The sequence below is a fragment of the Sphingobium cloacae genome, from assembly GCF_002355855.1.
GTDB lineage: Bacteria > Pseudomonadota > Alphaproteobacteria > Sphingomonadales > Sphingomonadaceae > Sphingobium > Sphingobium cloacae.
The window spans coordinates 634,502-656,273 of the sequence record NZ_AP017655.1 but is presented as its reverse complement, the minus strand read 5'-3'; the positions used below and the strand labels follow the sequence as shown (position 1 = coordinate 656,273).

Annotated in this window: 14 protein-coding genes; 3 read left to right on the top strand and 11 right to left on the bottom strand. The window is 64.7% G+C overall.

The window, feature by feature from the left end:
• Nucleotides 1-3: 3 nt before the first annotated feature.
• The 7 genes from SCLO_RS03290 to SCLO_RS03260 form a co-directional block, all read right to left on the bottom strand.
• Nucleotides 4-846, bottom strand: coding sequence for an enoyl-CoA hydratase family protein (locus tag SCLO_RS03290; protein ID WP_066520101.1), 843 nt, complete (start codon nt 844-846; stop codon nt 4-6).
• 56 nt (nt 847-902) lie between these two features.
• The gene (locus SCLO_RS03285; protein ID WP_066520099.1) at nt 903-1,685 is read right to left on the bottom strand and encodes an SDR family NAD(P)-dependent oxidoreductase; all 783 of its coding nucleotides are present in this window, start codon (nt 1,683-1,685) and stop codon (nt 903-905) included.
• Complete coding sequence (locus SCLO_RS03280; RefSeq protein ID WP_066520098.1) at nt 1,682-4,009, bottom strand: bifunctional salicylyl-CoA 5-hydroxylase/oxidoreductase; 2,328 nt, start codon at nt 4,007-4,009, stop codon at nt 1,682-1,684. The genes SCLO_RS03285 and SCLO_RS03280 overlap by 4 nt, the downstream gene beginning before the upstream one ends.
• 241 nt (nt 4,010-4,250) lie before the next feature.
• On the bottom strand, nt 4,251-4,769 hold the full coding sequence (locus SCLO_RS03275; RefSeq protein WP_066520095.1) for a MarR family winged helix-turn-helix transcriptional regulator: 519 nt from the start codon (nt 4,767-4,769) through the stop codon (nt 4,251-4,253).
• Between the two features lie 134 nt (nt 4,770-4,903).
• Nucleotides 4,904-7,984, bottom strand: a complete 3,081-nt coding sequence (locus SCLO_RS03270; protein WP_197705125.1) for an efflux RND transporter permease subunit — start codon at nt 7,982-7,984, stop codon at nt 4,904-4,906.
• Nucleotides 7,981-11,052, bottom strand: coding sequence for a multidrug efflux RND transporter permease subunit (locus tag SCLO_RS03265; RefSeq protein ID WP_066520094.1), 3,072 nt, complete (start codon nt 11,050-11,052; stop codon nt 7,981-7,983). The genes SCLO_RS03270 and SCLO_RS03265 overlap by 4 nt, the downstream gene beginning before the upstream one ends.
• A 10-nt stretch (nt 11,053-11,062) precedes the next feature.
• Nucleotides 11,063-12,238, bottom strand: a complete 1,176-nt coding sequence (locus SCLO_RS03260) for an efflux RND transporter periplasmic adaptor subunit (RefSeq protein ID WP_066520091.1) — start codon at nt 12,236-12,238, stop codon at nt 11,063-11,065.
• Nucleotides 12,239-12,359: 121 nt separating this feature from the next.
• Between SCLO_RS03260 and SCLO_RS03255 the strand changes: the two genes are divergently transcribed.
• Together SCLO_RS03255 and SCLO_RS03250 are read left to right on the top strand one after the other, a co-directional pair.
• Entirely contained in the window at nt 12,360-13,739 is a 1,380-nt protein-coding gene (locus tag SCLO_RS03255) for an efflux transporter outer membrane subunit (RefSeq protein WP_066520084.1), read from the top strand.
• A gap of 142 nt (nt 13,740-13,881) precedes the next feature.
• Nucleotides 13,882-16,020, top strand: coding sequence for a TonB-dependent siderophore receptor (locus SCLO_RS03250; RefSeq protein WP_066520082.1), 2,139 nt, complete (start codon nt 13,882-13,884; stop codon nt 16,018-16,020).
• Between the two features lie 67 nt (nt 16,021-16,087).
• Here the strand turns inward: SCLO_RS03250 and SCLO_RS03245 are convergent, their stop codons facing one another.
• The 4 genes from SCLO_RS03245 to SCLO_RS03230 are packed head-to-tail and all read right to left on the bottom strand — an operon-like array spanning nt 16,088 to nt 20,427.
• Complete coding sequence (locus SCLO_RS03245) at nt 16,088-16,363, bottom strand: DUF3325 domain-containing protein (RefSeq protein ID WP_066520081.1); 276 nt, start codon at nt 16,361-16,363, stop codon at nt 16,088-16,090.
• A complete protein-coding gene (locus SCLO_RS03240) occupies nt 16,360-17,946 on the bottom strand; it encodes a PepSY-associated TM helix domain-containing protein (RefSeq protein ID WP_066520077.1) in 1,587 nt (528 codons plus the stop codon). The genes SCLO_RS03245 and SCLO_RS03240 overlap by 4 nt, the downstream gene beginning before the upstream one ends.
• On the bottom strand, nt 17,943-18,221 hold the full coding sequence (locus SCLO_RS03235) for a hypothetical protein (protein WP_066520074.1): 279 nt from the start codon (nt 18,219-18,221) through the stop codon (nt 17,943-17,945). The genes SCLO_RS03240 and SCLO_RS03235 overlap by 4 nt, the downstream gene beginning before the upstream one ends.
• Nucleotides 18,222-18,240: 19 nt before the next feature.
• Nucleotides 18,241-20,427 carry a TonB-dependent siderophore receptor gene (locus tag SCLO_RS03230; RefSeq protein ID WP_066520072.1) on the bottom strand — a complete coding sequence of 729 codons (2,187 nt, stop codon included), beginning with the start codon at nt 20,425-20,427 and terminating at the stop codon, nt 18,241-18,243.
• Between the two features lie 310 nt (nt 20,428-20,737).
• Here SCLO_RS03230 and SCLO_RS03225 point away from each other — a divergent pair, with 310 nt between their 5' ends.
• The gene (locus SCLO_RS03225) at nt 20,738-21,742 is read left to right on the top strand and encodes a pyridoxamine 5'-phosphate oxidase family protein (protein WP_066520069.1); all 1,005 of its coding nucleotides are present in this window, start codon (nt 20,738-20,740) and stop codon (nt 21,740-21,742) included.
• Nucleotides 21,743-21,772: the final 30 nt, after the last annotated feature.

Here is a 21,772-nt window from a genome sequence, read left to right as displayed (position 1 = left end):
GGCTCAATTTCCCTCGAACACGGGTCTGGACTTGGCGGCGAACGCGTCGAAGGCGCGACGGAAATCACCCGTCACCATGCAGATCGCCTGCGCCTGAGCCTCCGACTCTATGATTTCCTCGATGCCCATCGACCATTCCTGATCCAGCATCTTCTTCGTCATCGAATGGGCGAACCAAGGTCCGTCGGCGAGGCTGCGCGCGAAATCCTGTGCTTCGCCTAGCAGCGCCGCGCGCTCATGCAGCGCATTGTAGAACCCCCACGCATGGCCTTCCGTCGCCGTCAACACCCGGCCCGTGAAGAGCAGTTCGGCGGCGCGGCCCTGCCCGATGATGCGCGGGAGGATGCCGCAAGCCCCCATATCCGCTCCTGCGAGCCCGACCCGCGTGAACAGGAACGCCGTCTTCGCCTCTGGTGTTGCCAGACGATAGTCGGCGGCCATCGCCAGAATGGCGCCGGCACCGGCGCAAATACCGTCGACCGCGGCAATGATCGGCTGCGGGCAGGCGCGAATCTGTCGCACCAGATCGCCGGTCATTCGCGTGAAGGCCAGAAGGTCCGGCATCTTCATGTTGGTCAGCGGCTCGATGATGTCGAAGACGTCACCGCCCGACGAGAAATTATCTTCCGCGCCGGTTATCACAACGGCCCGCACGTCGCTCGCCTTGTGGAGCGCCCGGAACAGATCGCCCAGTTCCTCATAGCTCTCGAAAGTGAGCGGGTTTTTCTTCTGCGGCCGATCGAGCGTGATGGTGGCGACACGACCATCCTCGTCGGTCTCGAACCGAAAATGCGTTGCCTGATATCCCTTGAACGGGCGCTTCTTGTCCTGCATCGCGTTGCTCATCGTCTTCCCATTCCCGTCTCGTGGCGAGGGGCATTCCTCGCCCCGCGATCAACCCGTCAGCCGACCATGACCTCGCCGCCGGCCACCGCGATCGCCTGTCCCGTGATGGCTGTCGCCTGCGTGCCCACAAGCCAGAGCACCGTGTCCGCCACTTCTTCCGCTGATACCAGTCGACCCTGAGGATTGCTGCGGGCGAGGCTGGCGCGCGCCTCATCGGTCGTCCGTCCGGTCTTGCCGGTGATGGTCTCGACCGCATTTTCCAGCAGTGGCGTGTCCGTGAACCCCGGGCAAACGGCGTTCACCGTAACATCCGTCCGCGCGAGTTCCAACGCCAGCGCCCTTGTCAGCCCGACCACGCCGTGCTTGGAAGCGCAGTAAGCCGCCACATATGGATAACCGATCAGGCCTGCCGTGCTGGCAATGTTGACGATGCGGCCATTACCGGCTCGCAGAAGCGAAGGCAAAGCCGCCTGGATCGTCAGGAAGGTCCCGGTGAGGTTGAGACCGATCACATGGTTCCACACCTCCAGGCTTGTCTTCTCGAACGGCGCTGATGGAGCCTCTCCGGCAGAATTGATCAGCACGGCGATCTCGCCAAAATGCGCGACGGCGCGGTCGATACCATCGCCCAGCGCGGACCCGTCATCGGCTACATCGAAGTCGGCAAGGACAAACGCCTCGCCGCCTTCCGACGCGATCTCCGACGCCACCGTCTCCAACGGAGCCGCGCGACGACCGGCAAGCGAAACGACATGCCCTTCGTTCGCCAGCCGCTTGGCGACTGTTCGGCCGATGCCGCTCCCCGCCCCCACGACAAGCGCGTGCCGTCCCCGTGTCATCGCGGCTTCCCGAAAGCCTGCGCCTCGGCGCGGGCCAGGTTGCTTTCATATTGGTAACGTGCGGAAAGATATTGTTTTGGCCATTGCTGTCCTTGATAATGGACTTTCGCCGCCTCGTGGATGACGAACGCCGGATCGGCCAAATGCGGCCGCGCGACCGCGCAAAGATCGGCCCGACCGGCGGCTATGATGGAATTGGCGTGATCCGCTTCCGAAATCGCACCGACGGCGATCGTCGGGACGGCAATCTCATTGCGGATCTTGTCGGAAAACGGGGTCTGGAACAGGCGTCCATAGACCGGCTTTTCTTCCTTCACCACCTGCCCGGACGAGCAGTCGATCAAATCCGCTCCCGCCTCCTTGAACATTCTGGCGAATATGGCCGCATCCTCCGGCGTGTTGCCGCCGTCGGACCAGTCATGGGTGGACAGACGAACGGAAATAGGCCGATCTTCCGGCCATGCTGCTCGAACCGCCCGGAAAACTTCCAGCGGGAAGCGGGCGCGCGCTTCATGGTCACCGCCATATTCGTCGTCGCGCAGATTGGTGAGCGGCGACAGGAAGCTGGACAGGAGATAGCCATGCGCGGCATGCAGTTCCAGTATATCGAAGCCGATCGCGGCCGCGCGCTCCGTCGCGGAGATAAAATCGGCGATGACTCGATCCATATCCTCGCGCGTCATGGCCCGCGGCACGGCCGAATGCTTCAGATAAGGAATCGCCGACGCCGAAATGAGCGGCCACGCCCCGGCCTCCAGCGGCTCGTCGATACCCTCCCAGGCCAGCCTGGTCGCGCCCTTTCGTCCGGCATGACCTAATTGCACGCCGATCTTGGCCGGCGTCTCGTCATGGACGAAATCAACGATGCGTTGGAAGGCTGCCGCCTGCTCGTCGTTCCAGAGACCCAGGCACCCCGGCGTGATGCGCGCGTCCGGCGACACGCAGGTCATCTCGGGAAAGACAAGGGCCGCCCCGCCCATCGCGCGCGAACCGAGATGGACCAGATGAAAATCGTCCGGCAAGCCGTCCTTGGCCGAATACATCGCCATGGGCGACATCATGATGCGGTTATGCAACGTCAATCCACGCACCTGATAGGGCGTGAACATGGGAGGCGGCACGGCGTCATTGGCCGTCACCTCGACTCCTGACCGGCGCGCGAACCACCGTTCATAGCCTTCCAGCCAATCCTTGTCGCGCAGGCGCAGATTCTCATGGCTGATACGCTGGGACCGGGTCAGCATGGAATACATGAACTGCTCCGGCTCCAACTGGTCGGCATAGCGTTCGCCGACCACCTCGAACCACTCCATGGCATTGCGCGCCGCATTCTGGATGCGGGCCACGTCCACGCGCCGCACCTCCTCATAGGCGTCGAGCACCTGGGGGATTTTGTCCGCCTGATGGCCGGCTATGTCGAACTGACGCGTCAATTCGATGGCATCGTCAATGGCCAGCTTGGTTCCCGAACCGATCGCGAAATGCGCGGTATGTGCGGTGTCGCCCATCAGGACGACATGGTTGCGGCCGTTGAAATGGCTCCACTTCCCGCAGATCAGCCGGCCAAAATTCAGCCATGCCGAGCCGCGAAGGTGGCGCGCGTTGGTCATGAGGCGGTGACCGTCCAGAGTCTCGGCAAACAGCTTTTCGCAAAAAGCGATGGACTCGTCCTGATCCATCGCATCCAGCCCATGCGCCTTGAAAACCTCATCGGTGGTCTCGACGATGAACGTCGACGTGTTGGCGTCGAAACGGTAGATATGCGCCTGGAACCAGCCATGATCGGTCCTGCGGAAGTCGAAAGTAAAGGCTTCGAACTGCTTGTCGGTGCCGAGCCAGATATAGCGATTGGGGCGCATCTGCATATCGGGCTGGAAGATATCCGAATATCTTTCGCGCAGCCTTGAGTTGACGCCGTCCGAAGCAATGATCAGGTCGGCGTCCGGAAATTCATCGTCGCTTTGCACCTCATGCTCGAACACCAGTTCGACCCCGAGCTCAAGGCACCGCTCCTGCAAAATGTTCAACAGTTTCTTGCGTCCGATTCCGACAAAGCCGTGACCGGTGGTTCTGATCTTGCGGCCCTTGAAGACAAGTTCGATGTCATCCCAATGATTGAAGGCATCTTCGATGGTCCGGGCCGTTTGCGGATCCCATTCGCGCATCGACACCATCGTCGCGTCCGAAAATACCACGCCCCATCCGAACGTATCGAAAGGGCGGTTACGCTCCACGACGGTAATGTGATGATCGGGATGCTGACGCTTCATCAACAACGCAAAATAGAGTCCGGCAGGGCCGCCGCCGACGCAGACGATGCGCATGGGAGTTCGCTCCTTACGGTTGATGGGCCACCCCTTGCGGCGAAATCAGACCCGATGCCTTAACGTGAACCGCACTCAATAATATTTCAAGCTTAAAGTTATTTTGCCCTCATACCTGCCCATCGAGCCGGGCGCCACATACTTTCAAGCACCTGATTTTCCGTCGATATTCATTACGGACGATGAGCCGCCCATCACAATTGCCCAGAACAAAATGGGGGTATTGGCAGCGCCGAATCGTTCATCCTCTATTGGCGAGCGCCTTGCGCACCGATTGTTTCAGCTTGCCGAGGGCCGTGATCAAACGCTGCCTGTCGCGTGTCGACAGATCGCCAAAGAAATCGCCGATCCATTCTCCGTGCCGTTCCGCCATGCTCCGGAACGCGTCGCGGCCATAGGGGGTCAGCGCGACGATCTGCACCCGCCGGTCTTCGGTCGAAGGCGATCGCGTGACATGACCGCTTTCGACCAACCGCTCCACAAGAGCCGTCAGGTTTCCGGGTGAAACCATCATGCGCTTGGAAATCTCCCCCAGCACCATCCCGTCATGCGCGCGTTCCAGCTGCGCCAGCAAATCGAAGCGCGGGAGAGTAAAGCCGAATTCGTCCCGCAAACGGCGGCGCACCTCCGTCTCGACCAGGGTGGAGCAGGTCAGCAGGCGAAGCCACAATCGTGTCTCCTCCCCATGATCGCCCGGCGATTCCGCGACCTTGGTCTCGCCATCAAGCCAGAAATCATCGTTTCCGCCTTCCCCGGTCAATATGCCTGCTCCTCATATCATGCGAACGGTGTCGTCTCGTCATTGAACCGACCGCTTTAGGCTGGCTCCGCTGTGGTTGGAACCCTCAAGCTACCGCTTCGGGATCAGGGGGCATCGGACCACGGCGGCGTCACTTACGAACCGGCCTCGATCGGCTGGATGGGGAATGGCTTCCACTGCCTGACAAACGATTGCAGCGCGTCGATGGCGACATAGACGACAGGCGTGGTATAGAGCGTCAGGATCTGGCTCACGAGCAAACCGCCTACAATGCAAATGCCGAGCGGTTGGCGCATCTCCGCGCCCTCTCCCACGCCCAGCACCAGCGGCACCGCGCCGAGGATCGCCGCCATGTTGGTCATCAGGATCGGCCGCAGGCGCAGCCGGGCTGCCTGGCGGATCGCCTCCAACGGTTCCAGCCCCTCCTTGCGTTGCCGGGCCAGGGCGAAGTCGATCATCAGGATCGCATTCTTCATCACCATGCCGATCAACAGGAACAGGCCGAGCAGCGCGATCAGCGAAAACTCGAACCCCGTCAGCCACAGGGCCAGAAAGGCCCCCACTCCGGCCGATGGCAGGGTGGAAAGGATCGTCAGCGGATGCGCCAGGCTTTCATAGAGGATGCCGAGCACGATATAGACGGCCAGCACCACGCCGAGCAGCAGCAGCGGCTGGTTGCGGCTGTTGCTTCCGGCGAGATCCAGTTCCCCGGACAGCTTCGCCTGCACGTCGGTGGGAAACATCAGCGGCGCCAAGGCCCGGTCGATCGCGGCGCTCGCCTTTTCCAGCGATACGCCCTGCGCCAGCGAAAAGGTGACGCGCCGCGCGGCGAACTGGTCGCGATGGGGAACCCAATCATCCGCTAGGCTCTGCGTCCGGGAGGTGAAGGCGGCCAGCGGCACCCTGCGTCCATCCTTGGCGATCACCTGCACCAGATCGAGCACGCCGGGATCGGACGTATAGCGCGGCTCCAGTTCCAGGATCACCCGATACTGGTTGAGGTCGCCATAGATCGTCGCGATCTGCCTTTGGCTGAAACTGTTGTTCAGAACGCTGGTGACCGTCCGCATGTCGATGCCCAGCCGCGTCGCCGCATCGCGATCGATATCGAGGTCGATCTGAAGGTTGCCGCCGCCGGCGCGACCATCGACATCGGTCAGCTCCGGCAGCTTCTCCAGGGCGGCCGCAGCCTTGCGCTGCCAGTCCTTCAGGCCTTCCAGCTTCGGCGACAGCAGATGCAGTTCATATTCCTGGCCCTGCTGGCCCGGCGGCTCAAGCTGGATATCCTGATCGACGTTCACCCACAGCACGCCGCCCGGCACCTTGGGCATGCCCGCGCGCAGACGCGCGAGCACGGCGCCGACGGTCTCGCGTCTTTCCGCCATCGGCTTCAGCCGGACCAGCATGAGGGCGTTGTTGATGCCGGTATCGCCGCCCGCCTGGCCAACGACATCGGCGACCGCCGGATCGGCCAGCAGATAGCGGCGATAGGTCTCGATCTTGGGCTGCATGAGCTGAAACGACATGCCGTCGTCCCCGCGCGCGAAGGCCGTGAGCTGGCCGGTATCCTGTTCCGGCAGAAAACCCTTGGGAATGACGATATAGAGGCCGACATTGATCGCCGTCACCGCTACCAGCAGGCCCAATGTGATCCGGCGGTGCCGCAGCGCTGCGTCCAGCGTGCGCTCGTAGAAGGCGGCGACCTTCGCGGGGAAGCCGCCCGGACGCGCATCCCCGCTTCCCGGCTTCAACAGCCGCGCGCAGAGCGCGGGCGTCAGGGTGAGGGACACGAGGAGCGAGATCAGCATCGCCGCCGCCAGCGTCAGCGAAAATTCGCGGAACAGGAGCGTGATGACTCCGCCCATGAACAGGATCGCGACGAAGACGACCAGCAGCGACAGGTTCATGGCGATGAGCGTGAAGCCCACTTCCCGTGTGCCGCGCAGCGCGGCGCGACGGGGAGAGAGGCCGGCCTCGATATGGCGGGAGATGTTTTCGAGGATGACGATGGCGTCGTCGACCACCAGCCCGGCGGCCACGATCAGCGCGGTGAGGGAGAGGTTGTTGAGGCTGAACCCCAGCGCCCACATTGCCGCGAAGCTGGTGACAAGGGCGACGGGGATGGCAAGGCTGGGGATCACCGCCGCGCGCCAGCGCCGCAGGAACAGACCGACGACGAGGATGACCAGCCCCACCGAAAGCGCGAGCGCAAGCTGCGCCTCCCGGATCGTCGCGCGGATGCCGGGCGAGCGGTCAAGCACGACTTCCAGCCGCGCCTCGGCGGGAAGCAGGGCGCGCAGCGCGGGCAAATCTTCCCGGATCGCGTCGATGGTCGCGACGATATTGGCTCCGGGCTGGCGGCGCACGGTGAGCAGCACCGCCGGGCGGTCATTGTGAAAGCCCATCGCATAACGGTTCTCGGTGGACTCGCTCACCGTCGCCACGTCGGCGAGGCGGACCAGCCCGTTGGCGCGGCGGGCAACCACCAGCATTTCATAGTCGGCTACCTGCCTAAGCTGCGCGTTGCTGCCGATCTGCCAGCTTCTCCCCTCACGCTCCGTCGCACCCAGCGGCGTCAGCGCATTGGCATTGGCGATCGCCTGCCGCACTTCGTCGAGCGCGATGCCGTGCGCGGCCAGCGCATGCGGGTTGAGCTGCACGCGCATCGCGGGCAGAGAGGCTCCGCCCAGCGAAACCTCGCCCACGCCCGGCACCTGCGACAATTTCTGCGCCAATATGGCGGAGGCGTCGTCATAAAGCCGTTCAGGCGGCAATGTGTCGGACGACAGCGCCAGCGCCATGATGGGCGCCTGGCTGGGGTTGAGCTTGCGATAGACCGGCTCGGACGGCATGCCCGACGGCAACTGGCCGCGCGCCGCGTTGATCGCCGCCTGCACGTCGCGCGCGGCGTCGTTGATGTCGCGGCCCAGTTCGAAGATCATGACGATCTCCACCGTGCCCTGCCCGCTGGTGGCCTCCATCAGCCGCACACCGGCGATGCTGCCGAGCGAGCGTTGCAGCGGCACCGCCACCGCCGCCGCCATGGTGCGCGGATTGGCGCCAGGCAGGCTGGCTTCCACCGCGATGGCGGGGAAATCGACCTCCGGCAGGGGCGCGGTGGGCAGGAGACGCCATGCGAGCAAGCCCGTCAGCATCATCGCGACGGCAAGCAGCGCGGCCGCTACCGGCCGCGCGATGAAGAAGCGCGCGATCACAGCGCCGGACGGGGATCGGTCGACCTGCGGCGCGACCGTTGCGCCATGCGGTCGAACCAGAGATAGACGACCGGCGTGGTGAACAGCGTCAGCATCTGGCTGACGATCAGTCCGCCCACCATGACGAGGCCGAGCGGATGGCGCAGTTCGGCCCCCGCGCCCTGCGCGAACATCAGCGGCAATGCGCCGAACAAGGCGGCCAGCGTCGTCATCAGGATCGGGCGGAAGCGCAGCAGCGCCGCGCGGCGGATCGCCTCACGCGGGGACAGTCCCTCGCGCCGCTGCGCCTCCAGCGCGAAGTCGACCATCATGATGCCGTTCTTCTTGACGAGGCCGATCAGCAGGATGATCCCGATCACCGCGATCAGGTCCAGCGGCTCGCGCGCGATCAGCAAGGCCAGCAGCGCGCCGACCGTGGCCGAAGGCAGGGTGGAGAGGATCGTCACCGGATGGACGGTGCTTTCATAGAGCATGCCGAGGATCAGATACATGACGACCACCGCCGCCAGGATCAGCAGGAGCGTGCTGTCGAGCGACGCCTCGAAAGCCCGCGCCGCGCCCTGATAGACGAGCGTGACCGATGGCGGGGCGCCAAGCTCCGCCCAAACGGCGTCGATGGCGGAAACCGCACTGCTCAGCGATGCGCCCTGGGCAAGATTGAAGGAAACCGCCACCGCCGGAAACTGGCCGATGCGGCTCAGCACCAGAGGAACCGGGCGCATGTCGACCCGGACGAGACCCGCCAGCGGGACCGGCGTGCCGTCCGCCGCCTTCACGAATATCCGGCCAAGGTCCTCGGGCCCCTGTTGCAGGCGCGGGTCGGCCTCGATCACGACGCGATACTGGTTGGCCTGGGTGAAAAGCGTGGTGATCTGGCGCTGGCCGAAGGCGTTGTAGAGCGCGGCGTTGATGTCGGCGGCGTTGATGCCCAGCCGGCTGGCGGCCGCCCGATCGATCTCGACATGCGCCTGCAACCCGCCCGCCTGAAGATCGTCGCTGACGTCGGCCAGTTCCTCCCGCGCGCGCAGCCGCTCGACCAGACGGGGCGTCCATTCGGCAAGCTGCCGGGCGTCGGGCGACGAAAGGCTGAAGCGATATTGCGTACGGCTCACCTGATCGTCGACATTGAGCTCCTGGACCGGCTGCATATAGGCGCGAATGCCGGAGATGCGGGACGCTTCCGCCGCAATCCGGTCGATCACGTCGAGCGCGCCGGGGCGCTCGCCATAGGGCTTCAGGTTCACCAGCATCCGGCCGCTGTTGAGCGTGGCGTTGCTGGCATCCACGCCGATGAAGGAGGACACCGTGGCCACGGCGGGATCGGCGCGGATGGTATCGACCAGCTTTTGCTGGCGCTCGGCCATGGCGGCGAAGGACACATCCTCCGGCGCCTGCGTCACGATCTGGATCGCGCCCGCGTCCTGCACCGGAAAGAAGCCCTTGGGCACCACGATATAAAGCAGCGCGGTCAGGGCCAGCGTGCCGAGCATCAGGCCCAGCATCAATGGCTGACGCTCCAACGCCCTGTCGAGCAGGCCTGCATAGCGTTCCACCACGCGGTCGAGCAGCCCCTTGCGTTCCGGCGCGGCATGGGGCGTCAACATGCGCGCGCACATCATCGGCGTCAGCGTCAGCGACACCAGCAGTGATATGCCAATGGCCACCGCCAGCGTGACCGCGAACTCGCGGAACAGCCGTCCGACGACATCGCCCATGAACAGCAGCGGGATCAACACCGCGATTAGGCTGACGGTCAGCGAAACGAGCGTGAAGCCGATCTCCCCCGCCCCCTTGAGCGCGGCCTGCATGGGGCTTTCGCCCTTTTCCAGATGGCGGGCGATATTCTCCAGCATGACGATGGCGTCGTCGACGACGAAGCCGGTCGCGATGGTCAGCGCCATCAGCGTCAGATTGTTGAGGCTGAAGCCCAGCAGATACATGACGCCGAACGTGCCGACCAACGAAAGCGGCACCGCCACGCCGGGGATGATGGTCGCGGGCAGGTTGCGCAGGAACAGGAAGGTGACCAGCACCACCAGGCCGATGGCGAAGACCATCTCGATCTGCACGCCACGGACCGAGGCGCGGATGGTTTCGGTACGGTCGGTCAGGATATCGACCTTGACCGAAGCCGGCAGCCCGGCGGTGAGCGCGGGCAACGTCGCGCGCACGCGGTCGACCACCTCGATCACATTGGCGCCCGGCTGGCGCTGGATATTGACGAGCACGGCAGGCACCGGCCCCGACCATGCGGCAAGGCGGCGATCCTCGGCCCCGTTTTCGACCCGCGCCACCTCGCCCAGTGTCAAAGGCGCGCCGTTGGACCAGCCGATCACCAGCGAACGATATTCCTCCGCCGAGGAAAGCTGGTCATTGGCGTCCATCATGATCGAACGGGTGGGACTGTCGAAACTGCCCTTGGGCTGGTTGACCGAGGCGGCGCCGATCGCCTCGCGCACGTCCTCCATGACAAGGCCTCTGGCGGCGAGCGCGGCCGGATCGACCTGCAAGCGCACGGCCGGGCGCTGGCCGCCAGCCAGGCTGACCATGCCGACGCCCGGCGTCTGAGAAAGCTTTTGCGCCACGCGCGTGTCCACCATGTCGTACACATCGGGAAGAGGCAGCGCGGAGGAACTGACCGCCAGCGTCATGATCGGCACGTCGGCGGGGTTCACCTTGCGATAGACCGGAGGTGTCGGCAGGTCGTCCGGCAGCAGCGTCGCGGAGGCGGCGATGGCGGCCTGCACCTCCTGTTCGGCGATGCTCATCGGCACTTCCAGTGCGAACTGCATTGTGATGACCGACGCCCCGCCCGAACTGGTCGAGGACATTTGCCGCAACCCCGGAATCTGCCCGAAGCGGCGCTCAAGGGGCGCGGTGACGGCGCTCGAGGAAACGTCGGGGCTAGCGCCGGGATAGAAGGTAAAAACCTGAATCACCGGATAATCGACCTGCGGCAGCGCCGCGACGGGCAACAGGCGCCAGGCGATCAGGCCTGACAGCAGCAATGCCGCCATGAGCAGCCCGGTGGCGACCGGGCGCAGGATGAAACCGCGCGAAATGTTCATGCCCGGACCATCATTTTGCGGCCGGCGTCCCGGCCGAAGCGGCCACGATGTCCACCTTGCCGCCATCCTTCACGCGGTCGAAACCTTCCAGCACGACGCGCTCGCCCGGCCTGACGCCGCGCAGCACCTGCGTCCGCTCGCCATCGCTCGCGCCGGGGGCGATGTCCCGGCGACGGGCCAGGCCATCCTTGTCCACGATATAGACGAACGGCCCTTTCGTGCCCTGCTGCACTGCCGCCGCCGCGACGGTCACCGCATCGGCGATAGTCCGCAGCTTCAGCCGGACATTGACGAACTGATTGGGAAACAGCCGCTCATCGCCATTGGCGAACGTACCGCGCAGGCGAAGCGTGCCCGAACCCGGATCGATGCGGTTGTCGATCGTCTCCAGCTTGCCGCTCGCCAGCAGCGCGCGTTCGCCGCGATCCCAGGCTTCGACAGCGAGCGCCCCACTCCGCATCGCCTCGCGCAGCACATCGATCTGGACTTCAGGAACGGTGAAGATGACCGAGATCGGCTGCATCTGCGTGATCGTGGCGATCTCGGTGGTGTCGCCTGCTCGCACCAGATTTCCGGCGTCGACCCCGCGCAGGCCGATGCGCCCGGCGATCGGCGCGCGGATGCTGGCATATTCCAGTTGCAGCCGTGCGTCGGCGATGCGGCCGTCGCTCGCCGCGATCGCGCCGCCATATTGCCCGACCAGCGCTTCCTGTTGATCCAGCTTGGTCTGGGTCGTGAAACCTTCGCGGGCGAGTTGGCGGTGCTGCGCCAGTTCCCGCCGAGCCTGAATGAGTTGGGCCTCGCTCTGCCGACGTTCGCCCGCCGCCTGCGCGAGACTGGCGCGGTAGGGGCGCGGATCGATCTCGGCGAGGAGTTGGCCGCGGCTCACCTGCTGCCCTTCGCGGAAATGCACCCGAATCAGTTCGCCTTCGACCCGGCTGCGGACCGTCACGCTCGCCAGCGGCGTGACGGTGCCCAGCGCCTTGAGCTCCACGTCCAAAGGACCGGAGCGGGCCGCCTCGACGCGGACGGCGGCGGCGGGCGGACCGCCCTCCCCCTCGCCATCCGCGCGCCCGAACCACCATAGACCAGCCGTGATCGCCAGCAGCGCGGCGACGCCCAGCACGACCCGCCATCGCTCCGGCCGCCAGCGCGCCGTAACACCGTCCCGTTCCGAATCCGCCACTGAAACCCCATTTACGAAATGATTTTCATTAGCAATAATGGACATTTCCATTCAGGCAAGCGGAACGATCGTTTTGCGCGGACAATTACGCCCTTTATTACAAACCCGGCGCTTCGCCACCTTGATCGCGCTCACCGGGCTTCTGCCGGGATGCGCCGGATCGCAGGCGGACGACAGCCGCCTGTCGCCGATGACGGTCATGGCGCAGGACAATGCGCCGCTCGGCGAAAGCGAGGCACGTTGGCCGCGGGAGGAGTGGTGGCGCGCCTATGGCAGCGCCGAACTCGACCGGCTGGTGGCGGAGGCGCAGCGGGCCAATATGGACCTTGCCATGGCGCTGGGCCGGATCGAGCAGGCGCGAGGCCGCGCGCGGAGCGCCGGTGCCCTCCTTCTTCCCGCCGTGGGGTTCGATGCCTCGGCCCAGCGGAGCGACGGCAGTTCGGCAGTCGTGATGGAACGCCGGGGCGCGCAGCTTTCGTTCGCCTATGAAGCCGATCTTTGGGGACGCTATCGGGCGGGACGCAATGCGGCGCGTTTCTCGCTGATCGCCTCGCGCCTCGATCATGAAGCGGCGCGGCTCATGGTGATCGGCGATGTCGCGCGCCATTACGCAGCCCTCATGACCGTGCGTGAGCGACAGGCCATCGGCCGTCTCAACCTGGAGGCGGCACGCCGCCTGCTGGCGCGGGTGGAGGCGATGGACCGGCTGGGATTGGCGCTGGCGGGCGATCTGGCCGCGCAACGGGCGCTGGTTGCAGGCGAAGAGGCCGATCTCGCCGCGCTCGGTCAAGCGGAAGGAGAATATCTTGCGGCGCTGGCCCTGCTGGCCGGCCAGCCGGCGCGGAGCTTCGCCGTCGCAGGCTACGGATTGGCCGCCATGGCCCGCCTGCCTGCCGTCTCCCCCGGCCTGCCCTCGGAACTGTTGCTCCGCCGCCCCGACATCGCCTCGGCCGAGGCAACGCTCGCCGCCGCCAGCGCGGATGTTCGCGCGGCGCGCGCGGCCATGCTGCCCGGTATATCACTGACGGCGGCACGCGGCGTCGAAGGCGGGACAGGCCCCAGCGCGGCCTTCTACAATCTTCTGGCCGGCCTGACCCAGCCGATCCTCGACCATGGCCGCCTCGCGGGCGAACGCGACACGGCCGAGGGCGTACGGATCGAGCGCGAAGGCGCTTACCGCAAGACCATCCTTCTGGCGCTTTCGGAGGTGGAGCGCGACCTCAAGGCGATGGAGAGCCTGGAGCGCTCGATCGCGGCTTTGGAATCGCAGGTTCGCGAGGCCTCCCGAGCGGCGGACGCGGCCGAGGCCCGCTATCGCGCGGGAGTGGACGAGATCATCGCCAGCCTCGATGCGCAGCGGACGCTTTATGCAGCGCGTGGACGACTCGCCCAGGCGCAGGGAGATCGTCTGGCGGCGTCCATATCCCTCCAACAGGGGCTCGGCGGCGGCTGGATTCACCAAGAGACGAACAGGCAATCCCCGCCTTCCACGGGTCGATAAGGCCGACTGAGAAGGGCGCGAGACAGCCCTGCCGGAAGCGTTTCGTCATGATCCGTGCGCGATCCATCCTGAAACAAAAAGTCGCTATTGAAATTTATTATCATTATATATAGGCGCCCCTCAAAATATTGGGGGATCATTGATGAGAGCATTTCTTCTGACCGGCCTGTCGTTGACCGCGATGGCTGCCGCCGCCGCGCCCGCCCATGCCGAGAAAACCGACGCGAACGATCGCTCGGACATCATCGTGACGGGCGTCCACCTCAAGGAATCGATCGTCGCGGGCAAATCCGACGTTCCGCTGATCGAAACACCGCAGGCGATCTCGGTCGTTTCCTCCGAGGACATCGAGGCGCGCGGGGTCACGCGTCTTTCCGAAGCGCTGCGCACCGTTGCCGGGGTATCGCGCAGCACGACCTACGGCTTTTACGATGCCTATACGATCCGGGGTTTCGACGCCGCCTATGGCAGCGTCTATCTCGACGGACTGGTCAACGAGGCCGGCGTCGGCTTCAATCAGGAACTTTCCGCGCTTGAACAGATCGAGGTGCTCAAAGGTCCGGCGTCGATGCTTTTCGGACAGGCGCCGCTTGGCGGCCTCATCAACCTCGTCAGCAAGCGGCCGCGTGACGATGCCTTTCTCAAGGCGAACATCTCGACCGGCTCCTGGGATCTTGTGGAGGGCACGGTCGATGCGAACGCGCCGCTCAATAGTGCCGGCACCTTGCTCGGGCGGCTGAACCTGACCTATCGCGATGCCGACAGCTTCGTGCGCAACGCCGGGATCAACCGGATTTTCGTCGCGCCCGCCATCACCTGGCGGGCCGGTCCCGATACATCGCTGACCGTCCTGGGACGCTATCAGCGCGACCATGACAATCCGATCTCGCCGCTTCCCGCTTATGGCACCGTCCTGCCCGGCGTGGTGGATATTCCGGAAGATTTCGGCATCAACAACGCCGGCCGCCAGCGCGTCGTCAACAATCGCAATCGCGTCCAGATCGGCTATGTCTTCGATCATCGCTTCAGCGATGCGCTCGCCTTCTCGCAGACGCTGCGCTACACCCGCCGCAAGGAATATTGGAACCGCTGGATGTTCGCTGCGGGGTTCGTCGACGCCAACGGCAATTATTCGGACGCGCCCACTGACAGGATCGGCCGCATGTTCTATGGCCCCTACCGCGCCAACGACAAGGATTTCGCGGTCGACAGCCGGTTGAAAGGCGCGTTCCAGACCGGCGGCATCACGCATGAATGGCTGGGCGGCGTCGATTATCGCCAGAACCGGGGGACATATTTCAGCGCGGGCGACTATGAATCCACGCACTTCCCGCTGAACATCGCCCATCCCGATTATGACGCCATTCTGGACACCCGTTTCGTCCAGGGAGCGCCCGGCAGCCGTAAAGGGCATCAAACCGGCATCTATCTTCAGGACCATATAAAGTTCGGCGATCGGGTCACATTGACGCTGGGCGGCCGCTATGACTGGGCGGTGGCGCCCAGCCAAAAGGACAGCGCGTTCAGCCCCCGTATCGGCGCCACGGTGGAACTCGTCCCCGGCGTCAATGCTTATGCCAGCTGGTCGAAATCCTTCCTGCCGCAACTGGGCAGCCAGCAGGTGGTGGGATTCGATGGCGATGGCAACCCCATCGGCGGCCCCATCCCGCCCGAGCGTGGCAAAAATATCGAACTGGGCGTCAAGTTCGCGCCGGAGGGCGTGCCGCTGAGCGGTAGCCTCGCCATCTATCAACTCACCCGCCAGAATGTCGCGACGCAGGACCCGATCTATCTCGACTTCGTGGTCGTGTCCGGCGAACAGCGCGCACGGGGAATAGAGGCGGAAATGCAGTGGCGGCCGATCGACGGCTTCAGCCTCAGCCTGGCCTACACCTATGTCGACGCAAAGGTGACCAAGGACAATGTCTTCACGATCGGCACGCCTCTGGCCAACGTGCCCAAGCACAATATCGGCGCATTCGCCCAATATGCGGTACAGAGCGGACCGCTGACCGGCCTGGGCGCCACATTGGGCGTCACATATAACAGCAAGCGGAACGGCGACAGCTATTCGACGCGGCCGGATGGATCGGTCCTGCTGTGGCTGCCGGCTTATACGCTGGTCGATGCCGGGCTTTCCTACAAATGGAGCGGCTGGGGCGCGCAACTGACCGTCGCCAACATCTTCGACAAGCGCTACTGGCCCGATACCGGCGGGTTCGATCGCGTGACGCCGGGCAATCCCCGCAACTGGCGCCTGACGCTTTCCCGGGAGTTCTGAGCCTGACGGATCACTGGCCCCTGCTTCGACATTGCCGAAGCAGGGGCCGCCAAGGCTTGCCGTGCCGCTATTTTGCGCGGGAGGATCGCTGGCTCAGGAACAGAAGGATCATGGCGGCGGCGAGGGAAAGCAAGCCGAACCACAGGATGCTGCCCGTCGCGGCACCCCAGGGCATGACCGTCAACCCATAGGACAGGGCCAGCCCGGCCCAACCCGCGATGCGGAATGTGCGGCGATCGCGCCGCGAGGGCCGTTTTTTCAACAGATCCTGATGATGCTTTTCCATCGAGAGCGCCAGCGACGCAAAGGCCGCGCAGGCAGCGAGAAACGCGAGGAAAGTCATTCGGCCGCCTCCAGCATCGTGATGACTTCGGGCGATCTCGGGGCCTTGCGCGCCCGCTTCGCCTTGGGCTGGTGGCGGTGCACCTTCCGCGCCATCGTCAGGAACGCGCCGCCCAGCAGCAGCAAGGTGAGATTCATCGCGACCATCCGCATGTCCCCTTCGATGACGCTGGCGATCACCCCCCGGCTGCCGATCAGGTCATGCACCGGCAACGCGATCAACGCCACGCCTGCCAAGGCGAACAGTTCCACCCAGGCCCGCTTGGCCGGTCGCAGGAAGCCCGCCAGCAGGGCGATGCCCCAGACAATGAACATCGCATGGATTTCCCAGTCCGCGCGGCCCGCCATATGCACGGGCAGCAGGCGGTTCGCCCAGAGATAGCCCGTCATCGCCAGAGGGAGGCCCGCGACAAAGCCGATGTTCAGCCGCTCGACCAGCCGGAACCCGAAATGCGGGCGCATCGGATCGGACAGCTTCTCCCGGCGCTTGACGGTCCACAGCACAAGGCCGCTTCCAACCATCACCGTCCCGCCGATGCCGCTCAGGAAATAAAGCCAGCGCAGCAGGTCGGACGCATAACGGCCCGCATGCAGGCCGATCATGACGCCGGCTGCCTCGGCCGCCCCTTTCGCCCCATAGGACTGCCAGATCATGCGGCCGGTCACTCCGGAGTAGGCAATGCTGGGCTTTCGCACGGAAATGCCGTCATTCTGGCTCGCGGTGATAGTGACGCGCGCGGCGGCGTCGCCGGGCTCGGCGACCCGGATCGCGCCGATATCGCGTCCGCCCCAGCGCGCGCGCGCGTCGCGCATCAGCGGCGCCAGATCGACCAGCGGGGCGGGCTTTTCGGCGCGGACGACCTCCCCGGCCGACGGGAAAAGCGCATCGAACAATTTGTCGGTCTGGCTGTAATTGGCCACCGCCGCCCATGGCATGTAGAGCGTCATCAGCGTGACCAGCCCGGTATAGGTGATCATCAGATGGAACGGCAGGGCGAGCACCGCCGTCGCATTGTGTCCGTCGAGCCAGGTCCTCTGCCCTTTTCCCCGGCGGAAGGTGAAGAAGTCCTTGAAGATCTTCTTGTGGGTGATGACGCCGGATATGATCGCGACCAGCATCGCCATCGCGCAGAATCCGACGAACCAGCGCGCCCAGATCACCGGCACATAATGCAGGTCGAAATGAAAGCGATAGAAGAACTCGCCGCCGCGCGTGTCGCGCGCGTGGATCGGCTGGCCGTCGGCGCCCACCAGCGCCCGCGTGTCGCGGCGGCCGCGCCTGGGCGGCTGCCCCTCGACCGGGCGGGGCTGCCAGAACAGCGTGGCGCCCGTCTCATGCTTGCCCGGCACGGATATGAACCAGCTTTTCGCGTCGGGCGCCTTGTCGCGCAGATAGGCGACCGCGCCCGCGACGACCTGCTCGGGCTGCTCGCCGCCCGCAAGTTCGGGCCGCATCCAGCGATCGATGTCCTCCCGCCAGTAGCTGACCGTTCCCATGAGGAAGATCGTGAACAGGACCCAGCCGACGATCAGGCCGGACCATGTGTGGAGCGAGGATTGCGATTGGCGGAACCCGGCGTTCACAAGCGGCCTCCGGTGGAGATGGAAAGCCATGCGATGCCGCCGCCCAGAACCGCGAGGGCGAGCGTGACCGCAAATGCCTTGCGCGCGCTGGAGGCCGCGAAGACATAGACGATCAGCGCGGCATAGATGGCGAAAGACAGCAGCGTCGCCAGCACGGTCGCCTGCGCGCGGTCACCCGGAATCAGGCGCGCGAGCGCCATCACCAGGAGGCTGGTCGCCGCATAGCCCAGGGGGACGGCGGTCACGATCCGTCCCCATACGGCCAGCCTGCTCATGCGTCCCGGTTTCATCCCATCACCATTTATAACGGAGAGAGGCGACGACCGTGCGCGGCGCGCCGAACCAGCACCAGTTGGTGGAAAGGCAACTGGTCACATGCCGCTTGTCGAACAGGTTGCTGGCGTTGACCATCAGGTTGAACCCCTCCATCCCGCCGTCCAGACGGCCCAGATCATAACCCAGCACGGCGTCGACCAGCGTATAGCCCCGGGTGCGGAACCGGGTCAGCGTCGTGGCGGGCGTCGTATTGGTCGCCAGCGTATAGATGCCGTCCGATCCACCGACATAGCGTATGCCCGCGCCGATGGTCAGCCCGCCAAGAGGACCGGCGATCGCCTCATTCTTCGTCAGGTCGTAGGAGAGGAAGGACGAAGCGGTCCATGACGGAATGGCGAGCGGCCTGGTGCCCGTGACGCCCGATTGCTGCGCGCCGTTGATGACGGTCGTGGAAGGCGGATTGCCGCGTTTCAACTCGGAATCCATGTAGGTGCCCGCAAGGCTGAACTCCAGGCCGGGGCGGATCGATCCGCGCCCTTCCAGTTCGATGCCCCTTGTCCCGGTCTCGCCCACCTGAATGGAATAGCCCGGATTGTCAGGATCGGAAACGGGCACGTTCTGGCGCGCCAGGTCATAGACGGACAGGGTGAGGATCGTGTCGGTGCCGGGCGGCTGGAACTTCAGGCCCGCCTCATATTGTCGTCCGGTGGCGGGCACGAAAGGCTTGCCCGTCACGGTCGTGCCGCTTTGCGGTTCGAACGAGGTCGAATAGCTGAAATAGGGCGAAAGGCCGAATTCAAACGCGTATAGCGCACCCGCCCGATAGGTCGTCTTGGACTGTTCCATGGTCGTGCTGACGCCCGAAGTGGTCGACCGCTGCCAATACCAGTCCTTGCGGATGCTGCCGATCAGATTGAGGCCGCCCAGATGCACCTGATCCTGCGCGTATAGGCCGGTCTGGTTGCGGCGGCTGTCGGTCGGCGGCACGCCCGCAAGCACGTCGGGAATGACGACCCCGTAGACCGGCTCATAGATGTCCAGATTGGGGATGCCATTGGCGGCCCCGCGCACGAAGCGCTGATAGCCCGTGCCCTCATTATGGAGGAAGTCGAGACCTACCAGCAACTGATGCTCAAACGGGCCGGTCGCAAATGTCGCCGCGATATTATTGTCGATGGTGAAGGTCTGGAACACCTCGTCAGACCCGCCCCCGCCGCGTTCGATCGTCCGCAGGTCCGGCAGCATGCTGGAATTGTAGACCGAGCGGTAATGCTGCTTCACCTTGATGTAGCGCGCATTGGCGCGATAGCGGACCACCTCGTTGAAGTCGCGGCGGAACAGGGCGGACAAGGAATATTGCTTGCGGTCGAACGCCTCATAGCCCGGTTCGCCATCGTAGAATGCCCAGCGGATCTTGCCGTTGGGATTGGGCACGGCCGAGCCGATGGGCGGCACCGAACCATAGGAACCGCCCTTGGGATCGCGCTGGTAGGCGGCGATCAGCGTCAGGGAAGTCGCCTCGTCAGGGACGAAGCTGACCATCGGGCTGATATAATAACGCTCATTCTTGACATAATCGACGAAACCGTCGCTCTTTTCCGCGCCGCCGACGATGCGATAGAGAAAGCGGCCCTGGCTGTCGATCGGCCCGGTGCTGTCCACCGCGCCGCGCAGCAGGGAGAAATTGCCCGCCGCCACTTCCACCGAGCCGCCCGCTTCGGCCCGCGGAACCTTGCTCGTCATGTTGACAAGACCGCCCGGCGTGGAATTGCCGTAGAGAACGGAGGCCGGCCCCTTGATGACATCGACGCTTTCGATGCGATGGAAGTCGATCTGCGGCGAGGAATAGACGCCCCCTTGGAGCCGCATGCCGTCGAGAAAGCTCGCGGGAGAGAAGCCGCGTATCGTCAGTTGGTCATAGCGGACGGCGACATTCCCCCGCTGGTTGGGACCGACGCCCGCGACATAGGTCAGCGCCTGGTTGATCGACAGCGCGTTGCGCAGGACCAGTTCTTCCCTGTCGATGATCGTGATGCTCTGCGGCGTTTCGATCAGCGGCGCCTGAGTCTTGGTGCCGCTGACCGAGGCAAGGGAGGTCGACTGGCCGTTGACGATGATCGTCGCCTTGCGATCGTCTTCCGCCGGCGCCGTCGCGCTCGATGAATCCGCTTCGGCGGCGGCCGCCATCGTGGAAACCATCGGCATCGCCAATGCCATCAAGGACGCCCCCCAATATCCGAGTCTCATATACACCCCTCTTGGAAAATTCAGCGCGCCGCTATCGTTTACCAACTTATATTGCAAGTCATTATTGTTATCAATATAACCCCAGGTGCAATAGGGCGAAACGCATCGCTACGTCATCCGACCGCGATCAGAGGAGACTGGGCATGACATTTCTCGCGACGCGCATCGAGCCGCGGCATCTGGTTCGCAGATGGGCCGGCCCCGCCCCGACCACACATGATCCATCGCCGATCGTTGCGGCCGTGATAGGACGCGGATGGCAGGCGGAATGACGAGCCCAGTCGATACGACTGCCGCGCTGGAGGCGATCGTCGGCCGGACACCGCCAGCCATTCATCTCAAGGTGATCGACCATCTGGACGAAAGCGCCCTGCGCTGGCTGTCCGCCTCTCCTTTCGCATTCATTTCCATGGGCGATGGACGGGGGGCGCGCGTGACGATGGCCGGTGGCGGTCCAGGCTTTGCCGGAGGGGACCGGGCCATGCTGCACATCCCGCTGATCGCCATGGACGATGCGGAAGGCCTGAAGCCGGGCAGGGGTTTCGGCTCCCTGTTCCTCGCGCCGGGGATCGGGGAAACGCTGCGCGTCAATGGACGGGTCGCGCATGTGGACGCGGATCAGGTCCATGTCGCGGTGGAGGAGTGCTATGTCCACTGCGCCAAGGCGTTGATCCGATCGGCCTTTTGGGAAGCCGAACCGATCGCCGGTCCGCCGGAGGATGCGGCGACCTTCGTGGCAGCCAGTCGCTTCATGGCGCTCGCGACCGTCGATAAGCAAGGACGGGCGGATCTCAGTCCCAAGGGCGATCCGGCTGGCCTCATGGCGCGGGTCGAAGAAGGAACGTTATGGTTCGCCGACCGGCCGGGCAACCGGCGCGTCGACAGCTTTCGCAACATCCTTTCCCAGCCTCGCATTGCGATGACCCTGCTGCTGCCCGGATCGACCCGCGTCGCGACCCTTTCCGGCACCGCGAGCCTGACTGCGGATGCGGAAACGCGGGCTCGCTTTGCCGTGCAGGGCAAAACGCCCCTGCTCGCGGTCCGGGTCGATGGCGCCGCGCTGGACCTGCGGGAGAGCGGCGCGCTCGCGCGGGCGCGGTTGTGGCCCATGGGACAGAAAGCGGAACGGATCGATCCGGCGGCGATGTTCGTCGCGCACGTCAAACTCAATCGGGACAAGGGTCTGGGCGCAAGACTGGCCGGGGCGGTCATGTCGGTGCCGGGGTTGATGCGCAAGGGGTTGGAAAAGGATTATAAGTCGAACCTGTACTGAAGGCCGTTTGCGGGCGCAGCGAGCGGCTTT